The following is a 12316-nucleotide window of genomic DNA, read 5'->3' as shown; positions in this document are numbered from 1 at the left end:
TAACCCCGCGAAAGGCCAGCACCAGACTACGCTGACAGCCCAGCCAGCGCTCGCTGGGCCTCTTCCAGCTCCAGCTCACTGAACACCAGCACCCCCTCCCGCTGCAGCAGTGCAGTGGTAACCCCTTGCCCCGGCACCTTCACCCCTGCGAACGTGCCATCGTAGGTCAAGCGGTTGCCACACGAAGGGCTGCCCGCCTTGAGCACCGCGACCCGAATGCCATGCCGACGCACCAGTGCCAGCGCCTGGTGCGCACCGGCAAGAAATGCCGCGCTTACGTCCTCGCCCTTCACCGTCAGCACCTGCGCTGCCCCATCGAGCACATCGCCACCCTGCCCGCCCGGGATCTCCGCGGGCGGGCGCGGTGTGGGCAGGCCACCGGCCACCTCCGGGCACAACGGCACCACACGCCCTTCAGCCTGCCAGCGCTGCAACAGATCAGGATGGCCGCTGGCCCGCCCGTCATAACGCACCGGCTGCCCCAGCAGGCAGGCGCTGACCAGTACCTTGGGCGGGTCAGAACGGGTCATTGCCACGGCGCCGGAACCAACCCGTCAACGAAAGCCGCTCACGCCCCGCTGGCAAGACTTCGTGAGGTACTTCACCCGACAGAAACACCACCAGGCAGCCGGCCACGGGCTGCACGTCATGCTCGACAGCGTCAGCCAGGAACATGCGCAACTGGCCACCATCCTGCGGCTGCCAGTCTTCGTTGAGGTAGAGCACAGCCGAGACCATGCGCCGGTCGTCGTCGCGAAAACGGTCCAGGTGGCGACGGTAGAACGCACCTGCCGGGTACAGGGCGAAGTGACACTCGAAGTCTTCAAGGCCCAGGAACAGGCCCTGGTTGATGGCCAGGCGCAGCTGGTCCATGGCTTCCAGGTATTTGTCGCAAGCCTCGGCCTGCCCCGGGTCGATCCACTGTATCTGGTCCCCACGGATCGCCTCGCGCACTTCCTGGGCCACACCGCGCCCCACCCCGGCAGGGTTGAGCTGGCCTTCGGCATCACGGCGCCGACACTCGGCCGCAAGCGCACGCACCAGCTCAGCCGGCAGGAAAAGGGCCTGCTGCGACCAGCCATGGGAGGCCAGATCGTCAACGACGGCCGCAAGCATCGGGTGTTCAGGGGAGATATGCATGGCGCGCATCATATCCATTAGCCATGCACTCGCACAGCGCCACTTGGCCGAGAATTACGCCCCTATCTCGACAAACCGGCGCCGAGCCAAGGACAATAGCCACCTGCCGACAGGAGTCCTGAATGCGCCGTCTGTTTTCCCTGATTCTGCTGATGATCTGCACCATGCCTGTCTGGGCAGACAGCCTCGATCAGCTGTACAAGGTCGCCGGCTGGCCCGACCAGCGCGCCCATTTCAATGATGCCGTGAGCGCCGCCCAGCAGCGCTACCGCAACAGCCTGCCGCCTGCGGTTTACCAGGCGCTGGTCAGTAACAGTAACCAGCGCTTCCAGGCCGAGGCCATGGACCGCCGTGCCCAGGCGCAATTGCGCAGCGCCCTGCCCGACCCTGCGCCAGCGCTGGCCTTTTTCCAGTCACCGCTGGGGCGCAAGATCGTCGCCGCCGAACTGCTGGCCACGCGCAAGGACCAGCTGGCCAAGCACGCCAAGGGCTTGCCGAAAATTCAGGCCAGCGATAACCGTCTGCTGATCATCGGGCACCTGGCTCAGGCCCTCCCGGCCCGCGAAGCCGGTGCCGAGGTTAGCTTGGCTATCGCCGGCGTGGCGGCCGACAGCCTCAGCTCGATGATCCCCGGCCTGTTCGGCGGTGGCCAGGCCCAAGGCCTGCTCGATGGCCAGCGCCAGCGGCTGATGAACCAGATTGGCGAAGACCTCAACAACACGTTGCTGTACGTCTACCGCGACCTGTCCGACGCCGAGCTGGAAGAGTTCGCCACCTTCGCCGAGTCACCTGAAGGCAAAGCGTACTACCAGGCCGCAGTGGCAGCGGTGCGCGCCGGCCTGGCAGTCGGCCAGAACGGCGCGAACCTCAAGTAGTCAGCCCAAGCGCTGGTCGATGAAGTCGAAATAGCGCTGGCGGATTCCCGGCAGTTCATTGGCCAAGTGGTGACGGGCTTCGGGCAGCAGCAGGATCTGTGGCTCAGCAAACTTGGCCTTGAGCACTTCGAGGTTGTAGGGCCAGTCCACTGTGCCATCGGCCTGCCCCTGGACGATCAACGGCCGCCGCGGGCTGCACGGCGCGGCCTCGATCCGCTTGACCCAGGCCATCAGCGCGCCGACCCAGGCTGTCGGCAGGCGCCGAGGCTGCAGCGGGTCGGCCTCCAGGAACGGCAAGAACGTCGGGTCGTTGCTGTTTTCGCTGAAACGCCGCTCAATGCCATTGACGAAGTGACGCAACACCCGATAACTGAGTTTCGACCACAGCCAGGCGCGCGGGCGCACGAGCGGCGCAAGCAGGATCACTTGGCCATCAACGGGGCTCTGTACCCCCTGATGCAACAGATGATCGACGGCGATGGCACCGCCAGTGCTTTGCCCGAACAGGTGCCACGGGTGCGGCAAAGCAAGGCCGCGCGCCTGCTCGAACAGGGCATCGAGCACCTGCTGATAGAGTGCGAAATCAGTGATGCTGGCGCGCTCGCCACTGGACAGGCCATGGCCAGGCAGGTCGCAGCTGATCACTGCATAACCCTGTTTCAGTGCCCATTCGATCACGTGGCGGTAGAGGCCCATGTGGTCGTAATAGCCATGCAGCACAAACACTGTCGCCACGGGCTGCGAAGGTAGCCAGACCTGCCCCACCAGCTCGAAACCCGCTGCCTGAAAACCGCCCAGCCAGCTCTGCGCCGGCAGGTTCAGGCCGTAGAAACGCTGATAATCCTGCGCCTGAACGGACAAGGGTTGGCGTTTGCCCAGGGGCGCGAGGCTGACGCGCAGGCGGTCGGGGTGAAAAGCGGCAGGCATCGGGTACATCCACAGCGAAGCGAGTATTGATCCGGGATATTCAGCTCTTGGCTGCGCCGTGGCAAGCTTGGCCACTTTTTCAATCAACAAGACCGCTCCTCCAAAGGCTGCGGATGTGCCATGAAAACTCGAACGATCAAGCCGATATTTTCAGCCATTGCATTACTGTCATGCGCCGCCGTGCTCTGGTGGGCATACGACAGTTTCCAGGCCCGCTACCTGCGCCCGTTCGAAAGCCAGACCACGCTGTTCGACGGCAGCCAGCTGCGCCTGCCCGCAGAGCTCGCCGGCCCCGGCCTGGTTCGCGTAGTGCACTTCTGGGACCCGACCTGCCCGTGCAATGTCGGCAACCAGCAGCACCTGGGTGACCTGGTCAGCCATTTCGCAGACAAGGGCGTGGCCTTCCACGTCGTGCAAAAGCCGGGCAGCCATGGCCAGCTGCCGGCAAGCCTCACCCGCCTGCAACCCATCACCCACCTGCCGGGCAGCGAAAACCTGCCCGCCTCTCCGGCCGTAGCGATCTGGGACCGCCAAGGCAACCTCGCGTACTTCGGCCCCTACAGCGAAGGCGCGGTGTGCAACGCCAGCAACAGCTTCATCGAGCCGATCCTCAAGGCCCTGCTCGATGGCCGCCACGTCACCGCATCGAACACACTGGCCGTCGGCTGCTATTGCCCTTGGGCCGGCTGACGCACGCGCGCCGGGTTACCGACCACCACCGCGCCTGCCGGCACATCGCGGGTCACCACACTGCCCGCACCAACCACTGCGTTATCGCCAATGGTCACCCCGGGCAGGATGATTGCCGCGCCACCGATCCACACATTGTTGCCGATGGTCACCGGCCGTCCGCTCTCCAGCCCGGTACGCCGCAGTTCAGGGTCGAGCGGGTGATCGGCGGTGTAGATCTGCACCGCCGGGCCAACCTGGCAATCATCGCCGATACGTACCGGCAGCACGTCCAGGATCACGCAGTTGAAATTCATGAAGGTATTGCGGCCGACACTGATGTTGTAGCCGTAGTCGCAATAGAACGGCGGGCGGATGACCGTGCCTTCGCCCACATGGCCGAAGTGCTCGGCAAGCAGGCCGTTGCGGGCTTCGTTAAGCAACTCGAAGCTGGTGTTGTAGCGCTGCATCCAGTGCTTGCTGGCGATTTGCTCAGCCTGTAGTTCGGGGCAGCCGGCGTGGTAGGGCTGGCCGCTGAGCATTTTCTGTTTTTCGCTGAGGGACATGGAAACTCCTGTCGAGGGCTATGCTCTTTGCGCGAATCCGCCGAAGATCGGACCACAATTCCCGCTCGAATGCACAAGGAGCTTCAATGAAGCGCAGCCTGACCCTTTTGGCCGTGGTAGTGGCCGTGGCCGCCGGTGCCGGTTACTGGTACGTGCACGGCAAACTGCCGCAGCGTGACGGCGAGGTAGCGGTAGCCGGCCTGCAGGCCCCGGTCAGTGTGCGCTATGACACCCGCGGCGTGCCGCACCTGCAGGCGCAGAACGAAGCAGACTTGTACCGCGCCCTCGGCTACGTGCATGCCCAGGACCGATTGTTCCAGATGGAAATCATGCGCCGCCTGGCCCGCGGTGAACTGGCCGAGGTGCTGGGCGACAAGCTGCTGCCCACCGATACCCTGTTCCGCAGCCTGCGCATCCGTGATCAGGCGGCGCTGATGGTTCAGCGCCTGGACCATCAATCCCCCGCGTGGAAGGCCTTGCAAGCCTACCTCGATGGCATCAACGCCTGGCAGGCGAGCCACCCCAAACCCATGGAGTTTGACCTTATAGGCATAACGCCAAGGCCGTTCACCGCTGAAGATACCCTGAGCATTGCCGGCTACCTGGCCTACAGTTTTGCCGCCGCGTTCCGCACCGAGCCTGCCTTGACCTACATCCGCGACCAGCTCGGGCCGCAGTACCTGAAGATTTTCGACCTCGACTGGCAACCTGAAGGCGCGCTGGGGACCCCGCTGGCGGCGCAGGACTGGCAGGGCCTTGAAACCCTCGCCCGCCTCAGCCACCAAGCCCTTGGCGATGCCGGCATTCCCCAATTCGAAGGCAGCAATGCCTGGGCAGTGGCCGGCGGCCGTACCCGCAGCGGCAAGCCGCTGCTGGCCGGCGACCCGCACATCAGCTTCGCGGTGCCGGCCGTCTGGTACGAGGCCGAGCTGTCGGCGCCAGGGTTCAATCTGTACGGCTACTTCCAGGCGCTGAACCCGTTCGCGCTGCTCGGTCACAATCGCGACTTCGGCTGGAGCCTGACCATGTTCCAGAACGACGATGTCGACCTGATTGCGGAAAAGACCAACCCGGCCAACAGCGATCAGGTGATGGTCGAGGGCCAGTGGCGAACACTGGAAAAGACTGAGCAGAAAATCGCCGTCAAAGGCGAGCAGCCCGTCAGCATCAGCCTGCGCCGCTCACCCCACGGGCCGATCGTCAACGACGTGCTGGGCGCGACCGCCGGCACGACGCCAATCGCGATGTGGTGGGCCTTCCTGGAAACCGAGAATCCGATCCTCGAAGGCTTCTATCAGCTCAACCGTGCCGACTCCCTTGCCAAGATGCGCGAGGCGGCGGCCAAGGTTCAGGCGCCAGGGCTCAACTTCGTCTGGGCCAGTGCAGGTGGCGATATTGGTTGGTGGGCTGCGGCGCAACTGCCGATCCGCCCGGATGGCGTCAACCCGTCGTTCATCCTCGATGGCGCGAGCCACCAGGCCGACAAGCTGGGTTTCTACCCTTTCAGCGTCAACCCACAGCAGGAAAACCCGGCCAGCGGTTACATCGTTTCAGCGAACTACCAGCCGCCAGCGGCGGTACCGATACCGGGCTACTACAACTTGCCGGACCGGGGCCGCCAGCTGGACCGCCACCTGGCAAACCCGCAAATGAAATGGGATACCGAGAACAGCCAGGCGCTGCAACTGGACACCGCCAACGACTATGGCCCACGCTCCCTGGCGCCCCTGCTTGCGACCCTGCGCGACATCGCCCAGGGCGATGAGGAAAAGGAGCTGGTCGAGCAACTGGCCGCCTGGCGCGGAGATCACCCGCTGGACTCGACCAGCGCCACACTGTTCAACCAGTTTCTCTACCAGTTGGCACATGCCGCGCTGCATGACGAGCTGGGCGATACCTGGTTCCCGGTGCTCATCAGTACCCGCACCATCGACTCTGCCCTGCCCCGCTTGGTGGCGGACGCGCAATCACCGTGGTGGAACACGCGCGGCGCCAACCAACGTACCGACCGCACCGCCATCGTGCGCATCGCCTGGCAGCAAACCCTCGGGCACCTGCGCGCAACCTTTGGCAAAGACCCGGCCAGCTGGCAATGGGGCAAGGCGCATACCCTGACGCACAACCATCCACTGGGTGTTAAAAAGCCGTTGAACCTGCTGTTCAACGTCGGCCCGTTTGCCGCCCCGGGTACCCATGAGGTGCCCAACAACCTGTCGGCGAAAATCGGGCCTGCGCCGTGGCCGGTGACGTATGGACCTTCGACGCGGCGGTTGATCGACTTCGCCGACGCTGGGCAGGCGTTGACCAGCAACCCGGTCGGGCAGAGTGGTGTGCCGTTCGATCGGCACTATTCGGATCAGGCTGAAGGCTATATCGAGGGGCAGTATCAGCGCGCCCAGATGGGGGTGATACCGGCCCACACTACCTTGCGTCTGGTACCCACAGAGTGATGGAAACTTTTCTTCGGGTCGGCTTCTCCAACAGCTTCAGACTGCGATCCGCACGGCCATCACACTACAAGGACGATAACGATGAAAAGCCTCTGCCCGACTGACTCCAACGAACAACTGCTGTGGCTGCTGGCATTGAGCCAGGCATTGGGTAGCCAACGCTGAGCGTTGTGCCCCCCCAAAAAAAACGCCGACGCGAATGCGTCGGCGTTTTTCATGCAAGGGTTAAGCAGGCGAATCAGAACGCCGGCAGCACCGCACCGCTGTACTTCTTGGCGATGAATTCCTTGACCTCAGGGCTGGTCAGGGCCTTGGCCAGCTTCTGCATAGCCTCGCTGTTCTTGTTGTCCGGGCGGGCCACCAGGAAGTTCACGTACGGCGAGTCGCTACCCTCGATCACCAACGCATCCTTGGCCGGGTTCAGGCCAGCTTCCAGCGCGTAGTTGGTGTTGATCATGTCCAGGTCGACCTGGTCCAGTACACGCGCCAGCATGGCCGACTCAAGCTCCTTGAACTTCAGGTTCTTCGGGTTCTCGGCAATGTCTTTCGGAGTGGCCAGGGCGTTTTTTGGATCTTTCAGGGTGATCAGGCCAGCCTTCTGCAGCAAGATCAGGGCGCGGCCACTGTTGCTGCCTTCGTTAGGAATGGCAACGGTGGCGCCGTCCTTCAGTTCGGACAGGTTCTTGATCTTCTTCGAGTAGCCACCGAACGGTTCGACGTGCACGCCGATCACGGTTTCCAAATGGGTGCCTTTACCTTCGTTGAAGCTCTTCAGGTAAGGCAGCGTCTGGAAGTAGTTAGCGTCCAGGCGCTTCTGGTCTACCTGTACGTTGGGCTGTACGTAGTCAGTGAAGACCTTGATCTGCAGGTCCACGCCTTCCTTGGCCAAGGTCGGCTTGATCAGCTCCAGAATTTCGGCGTGCGGTACCGGGGTAGCGGCGACCACCAGTTTCTCGGCGGCGGCAGCCAGGCCGGAGAACGACAGGGCAGCGGCCAGGGCAGTGGTCAGCAGGGTCTTCTTCATGGTGGTCCTTGTTTTGTTTCTGGGCCATCGTTGATGGCAAAGTCAGATGCCCAACCGTTTCATCAGCGGGCGTGAGGCGCAAGATACCGAGATTTTTTATTCCGCAACAATATCTTTTAATTAGCTGCTTATTCCAAAAACAAATTGCCATTACCCATTTTGCTTATGAGCGACGTCTAGCGTGCGGTGTTCGGCAGGTCGAGGTCCTCTGGCTGGATCTCTTCACTGTCATTCACCAGCAGGGCGAAGTGGATGATGTTCTCCAGTTCGCGGGTATTGCCGGGCCACGTGTGGGCTTCGAGCACCTGCTGGGCCGCTTCGCTGATCAACGGCACAGGGCGCTGCAGGCGTGCGCAGTAGATACCTACGAAATACTCAGCCAACGGCAGGATATCGCCGCAGCGCTCACGCAACGGAGGCAGCTCCAGCGAGCCCTCACGCAAGTACTGGTACAAGCGTTCATTGAACCTGCCAGCTTTGACCACCCGGGCCAGGTCAATGCTGGTCGCAGCCACCAGGCGCACGTCCACCGTGTGTGGCTGCTGCGCGCCGACGCGGATGACTTCGCGGTTTTCCAGCGCGGCCAGCAGCTTGCCCTGAATCGCCAACGGCAAGTCGGCGATTTCATCCAGGTACAGCGTGCCGCCGTTGGCCGAGCCGAACCAGCCCGCCCGGCTGCTGGCGGTCCCCCCATGGGTGCCGGCGCTGTAGCCGAACAGCTCAGCATCGGCGTAGGTATGGCTGATGGCCGCGCAGTTTACCGAGACGAACAGCCCACCACGGTCACTGGCCCGATGGATTTGCCGTGCCAGCAACTCCTTGCCGGTACCAGTCTCACCGCGGATCAGCACCGGCAGCGCTTGTGGTGCCAGGCGGTCCAGCGCCTGGCGCAACTGCTGCGAGCGTGGGTCGATGAACACCAGCGCCTTGGCACGAATGCTAAGTGGGCTCTTGTCCAGTTCAGGGAAGGTCAGCAGCGGCTGGCCAAACGGGTTTTGAAAAGTCATGACTAACTCCCGCCCAAACCTCTGCGGGCCGGGCGTCAGGCAAACGATAAACAGTGGTGGCGATCAGGCGCGACGCAGCGCGCGCTGTTCGACACGGCTTTGCAGGCGATACAGGAAGGCAAACCCCTGCTCCCAGCGTTCATGCCCGGATTTGACGTTGATATGCCCTGCATTGGTCAGCAACCCCGCTTCTGCGCCCCAAGCCTGAGCCAGGTACAGCGCGCGCGGCACGCTCACGGCAGGGTCGTTGTCGGAGCTGACCACCTGGCTGGGAAACGGCAGGGCCTGCAGCGGCATCGGCGCAAAGTTGCGCAGGGCGGGCGAGCAGGTCGGCCGCTCGACATCTGCCGGGGCAACCAACAGCGCGCCGCGTACGCGCCGCAGCAAGGCCGGGTTGGCCTGGGCAGCCCAATGGGCGACCGTGATGCAGCCCAGGCTGTGGGCAATGAGAATCACCGGCGAGCGTTCAGCAGCGATTGCCTGCTCCAACGCCTGCACCCAGTCCTGGCGCTGCGGGGTGAGCCAGTCGTGCTGCTCTACCCGCGCGCTGTTGGGCAAAGTGCGCTGCCAGTGACTCTGCCAATGGTTGTTTGGCGAACCTTGCCAACCCGGCACAATCAGGTAGCGAATCGACTCATTGGGCATGGGGACGCCTCCTGTGAATTTGCGTACTTGGAGGCAAGTATAGGGAGGGGGTTATATTCGTAAAGGAATAAGAAGATATTTATTAATAACCAAAAAAAGAATCAATCTGCCAGCGGTTTAGCTCTATTGGGGCTGCTCCGCAGCCCATCGCCGGCAAGCCAGCTCCCACTGGTACAGCGCAGTTCTTGAGTCTGCGCTGTACCAGTGGGAGCTGGCTTGCCGGCGATGGGCCGCAAAGCGGCCCCGAATCGCTTAACTGACAGGCATCAGGACCTTGTCCGGGTTTTTCACCCGCTAAAGCAACTCAGATATCCGCCACCTTCTGCCAGACCTTTGGCCTGAAGAACAGCGTCTCACCTCGCGCCAGCCCGGTCAGGCTGTCGTGATCCTTGACCACCTCGGCCTCGATCAGCTCGCTCTGCCCTTGCACCTTCAAGGTCACCCGGGTAGTCGCGCCCAATGGGCGGATATCACGTACCTCGGCGGCATGGTGCCCTTCCGTTTCATGGCGTGACAGCGACACCTCGTGGGGGCGGAACAGCACATGATGACCCTCGCTCAACGCCAGCCGGTTGGAGTCGCCGAGGAAGTGGTACACGAAGTCGTTGGCAGGCTTCTCATACACTTCCCCCGGGGAGCCGATCTGCTCGATCACCCCCTTGTTCATCACCACGATGCGATCGGCCACTTCCATGGCCTCCTCCTGGTCGTGGGTGACGAACACCGAAGTCAGGTTGATGTCCTCGTGCAAACGCGCCAGCCAGCGGCGCAACTCCTTGCGCACCTTGGCATCGAGGGCACCGAACGGCTCATCGAGCAGCAGCACCTTGGGCTCCACCGCCAAAGCGCGGGCCAGGGCGATACGCTGGCGCTGGCCACCGGAAAGCTGTTCAGGGTAGCGGTCCGCCAGCCAGTCCAGCTGCACCATGTTCAGCAGTTCATGAACCTTCTCGGCAATCTTGCTCTCGCTCGGGCGCTCGCCCTTGGGCTTCATGCGCAGGCCGAAGGCAACGTTGTCGAACACGCTCATGTGGCGGAACAGCGCGTAGTGCTGGAACACGAAACCAACGTTGCGATCACGTACATCGTGGCCGGAGACGTCTTCGCCGTGGAACACGATGTTGCCGTCATCCGGCGTTTCCAGGCCGGCGATGATGCGCAGCAGGGTGGTCTTGCCGCAGCCAGAAGGGCCGAGCAGGGCCACCAGCTCACCGCTGTGGATATCCAGGTTGATGTTGTCCAGGGCCTGGAAGCTGTTGAAGCGCTTGCTGACGTTACGAACTTCGATCGACATGACTTATTCCTCCGCTGCGCTATGGCGCAGGCGGTTAATACGGTTCTCGCTCCACTGCTTGAGCAGCAGGATGAAGAGCGCCAGGATCAGCAACAGGCTGGCCACACTGAAGGCCGCGACGTGGTTGTACTCGTTGTAGAGGATCTCCACGTGCAGCGGCAAAGTATTGGTGACGCCACGGATATGGCCCGAGACCACCGATACCGCACCGAACTCGCCCATGGCCCGCGCAGTACACAGCACCACACCGTAGATCAGGCCCCACTTGATGTTCGGCAGGGTCACGTGCCAGAACATCTGCCAGCCGTTGGCACCGAGCAGGCGCGCAGCCTCTTCTTCCTGGGTACCCTGCTCCTGCATCAGCGGGATCAGCTCACGGGCAACGAAGGGCACGGTGACGAAGATGGTCGCCAGCACGATGCCCGGCAAAGCGAAGACGATCTGGATATCGTGGTCCTGCAGCCAAGGCCCGAAAAAGCCTTGGGCGCCGAACATCAGCACGTAGACCAGGCCGGCGATCACCGGCGATACCGAGAACGGCAGGTCGATCAGGGTGACCAGGATGCTCTTGCCACGGAAGGTGTACTTGCTCACGCACCAGGCGGCGCTGACGCCGAATACCAGGTTCAGCGGCACCGAGATGACGACGGCGAGCAGCGTCAGCTTCAGCGCCGACAAGGCATCAGGCTCGAAGATCGCCTCGAAGAAGGTACCGAAACCGTTCTTCAGCGCCTGCGATACCACGATCACCAGCGGCAGCAGCAGAAACAGTGCGAACACCAGCCAGCCAAGGCCGATCAGGATGCGCCGCGACGTGGCGCTGCCGCGACGTGCGGCATTGGCGGCGGCGTTAGTGCTCAGGGATGAACTGGACATGCCGGCCTCCTTCAAGGGGTTTCGATGCGGCGCTGCAGCAGGTTGATCAGCAGCAGCAGGATGAAGGAAACCACCAGCATCAGCACGCCGATGGCAGTCGCGCCGGTGTAGTCGTATTGGTCGAGCTTGACCATGATCAGCAGCGGCAGGATCTCGGTCTTCATCGGCATATTGCCGGCAATGAAGATCACCGAACCGTACTCGCCCACGCCACGGGCAAAGGCCAGGGCAAATCCGGTGAGCCAGGCAGGCAACAGGGCCGGTGCAAGCACGTGCCGGAACACCTGCAGTGGTTTCGCGCCCAGGCAGGCAGCAGCCTCTTCGACTTCCCGCGGGATGTCCGCCAGCACCGGTTGCACGGTACGCACCACGAACGGCAGGGTGACGAAGGTCAGCGCCAGGGTGATGCCCAGAGGGGTGTAGGCGATCTTGAAGCCCAGGTCGGTGGCGAACTGACCGACCCAGCCTGCCGGGGCATACAGCGCAGTCAGGGCGATACCCGCAACGGCAGTGGGTAGAGCAAATGGCAGGTCGATCATCGCATCGATGATCTTGCGCCCAGGGAAGGTATAGCGCACCAGCACCCAAGCCAGCAGGGTACCGATGACACCGTTTATGATGGCGGCGAACAGGGCGGTGCCGAAACTCAGCTTGAGCGCGGCGATCACACGCGGCGCACTGATGATGTTCCAGAACTGCTCCCAGGTAAGCTGCGCGGCATGCACGAACATGGCGGCCAGCGGTATCAGCACGATCAGGCTGATATACACCAAGGTGTAGCCCAGGGTCAGCCCGAAGCCGGGTATGACGGGGGAAATACGACGTGACATAAAGATCCCTGGT

General features: G+C 62.8%; 13 protein-coding genes. 3 read left to right on the top strand and 10 right to left on the bottom strand.

Annotated elements, in window-relative coordinates:
- Positions 1-26: 26 nt before the first annotated feature.
- Positions 27-530, bottom strand: coding sequence for a DUF523 domain-containing protein (locus EGJ09_RS08550; protein ID WP_046786996.1), 504 nt, complete (start codon positions 528-530; stop codon positions 27-29).
- Positions 517-1149, bottom strand: coding sequence for a 2OG-Fe(II) oxygenase (locus EGJ09_RS08545; protein WP_125923665.1), 633 nt, complete (start codon positions 1147-1149; stop codon positions 517-519). Before EGJ09_RS08545 ends, EGJ09_RS08550 begins: the two co-directional genes overlap by 14 nt.
- 113 nt (positions 1150-1262) lie before the next feature.
- Between EGJ09_RS08545 and EGJ09_RS08540 the strand changes: the two genes are divergently transcribed.
- On the top strand, positions 1263-2015 hold the full coding sequence (locus EGJ09_RS08540) for a DUF2059 domain-containing protein (protein WP_125923614.1): 753 nt from the start codon (positions 1263-1265) through the stop codon (positions 2013-2015).
- Here the strand turns inward: EGJ09_RS08540 and EGJ09_RS08535 are convergent, their stop codons facing one another.
- Positions 2016-2942, bottom strand: coding sequence for an alpha/beta hydrolase (locus EGJ09_RS08535; RefSeq protein WP_119688103.1), 927 nt, complete (start codon positions 2940-2942; stop codon positions 2016-2018). It abuts the gene before it with no gap.
- 120 nt (positions 2943-3062) lie between these two features.
- On the opposite strand from EGJ09_RS08535, the gene EGJ09_RS08530 reads away from it, so the two are divergent.
- On the top strand, positions 3063-3632 hold the full coding sequence (locus EGJ09_RS08530; protein ID WP_125923613.1) for a DUF6436 domain-containing protein: 570 nt from the start codon (positions 3063-3065) through the stop codon (positions 3630-3632).
- Here the strand turns inward: EGJ09_RS08530 and EGJ09_RS08525 are convergent.
- The gene (locus tag EGJ09_RS08525) at positions 3611-4177 is read right to left on the bottom strand and encodes a sugar O-acetyltransferase (RefSeq protein WP_115273336.1); all 567 of its coding nucleotides are present in this window, start codon (positions 4175-4177) and stop codon (positions 3611-3613) included. The genes EGJ09_RS08530 and EGJ09_RS08525 overlap by 22 nt on opposite strands.
- 86 nt (positions 4178-4263) lie before the next feature.
- Between EGJ09_RS08525 and EGJ09_RS08520 the strand changes: the two genes are divergently transcribed.
- A complete protein-coding gene (locus tag EGJ09_RS08520) occupies positions 4264-6627 on the top strand; it encodes a penicillin acylase family protein (RefSeq protein ID WP_125923612.1) in 2364 nt (787 codons plus the stop codon).
- 238 nt (positions 6628-6865) lie between these two features.
- On the opposite strand, the gene EGJ09_RS08515 is transcribed toward EGJ09_RS08520, so the two are convergent.
- The 6 genes from EGJ09_RS08515 to cysT form a co-directional block, all read right to left on the bottom strand.
- A complete protein-coding gene (locus EGJ09_RS08515; RefSeq protein WP_046786990.1) occupies positions 6866-7651 on the bottom strand; it encodes a MetQ/NlpA family ABC transporter substrate-binding protein in 786 nt (261 codons plus the stop codon).
- 176 nt (positions 7652-7827) lie between these two features.
- The gene (locus tag EGJ09_RS08510; RefSeq protein WP_125923611.1) at positions 7828-8658 is read right to left on the bottom strand and encodes a sigma 54-interacting transcriptional regulator; all 831 of its coding nucleotides are present in this window, start codon (positions 8656-8658) and stop codon (positions 7828-7830) included.
- A 63-nt stretch (positions 8659-8721) separates the two neighbouring features.
- The gene (locus EGJ09_RS08505) at positions 8722-9303 is read right to left on the bottom strand and encodes an alpha/beta hydrolase (RefSeq protein ID WP_125923610.1); all 582 of its coding nucleotides are present in this window, start codon (positions 9301-9303) and stop codon (positions 8722-8724) included.
- 304 nt (positions 9304-9607) lie between these two features.
- Positions 9608-10597 carry a sulfate/molybdate ABC transporter ATP-binding protein gene (locus EGJ09_RS08500; RefSeq protein WP_125923609.1) on the bottom strand — a complete coding sequence of 330 codons (990 nt, stop codon included), beginning with the start codon at positions 10595-10597 and terminating at the stop codon, positions 9608-9610.
- Between the two features lie 3 nt (positions 10598-10600).
- A complete protein-coding gene (gene cysW / locus EGJ09_RS08495) occupies positions 10601-11473 on the bottom strand; it encodes a sulfate ABC transporter permease subunit CysW (RefSeq protein WP_046786986.1) in 873 nt (290 codons plus the stop codon).
- 11 nt (positions 11474-11484) lie between these two features.
- Positions 11485-12303, bottom strand: coding sequence for a sulfate ABC transporter permease subunit CysT (cysT, locus tag EGJ09_RS08490; RefSeq protein WP_125923608.1), 819 nt, complete (start codon positions 12301-12303; stop codon positions 11485-11487).
- Between the last annotated feature and the right edge of the window lie 13 nt (positions 12304-12316).

The sequence above is a fragment of the Pseudomonas sp. p106 genome, assembly GCF_003936645.1.
Classification (GTDB): Bacteria; Pseudomonadota; Gammaproteobacteria; order Pseudomonadales; family Pseudomonadaceae; genus Aquipseudomonas; species Aquipseudomonas putida_E.
This window is presented reverse-complemented; position numbering and strand designations above follow the sequence as displayed.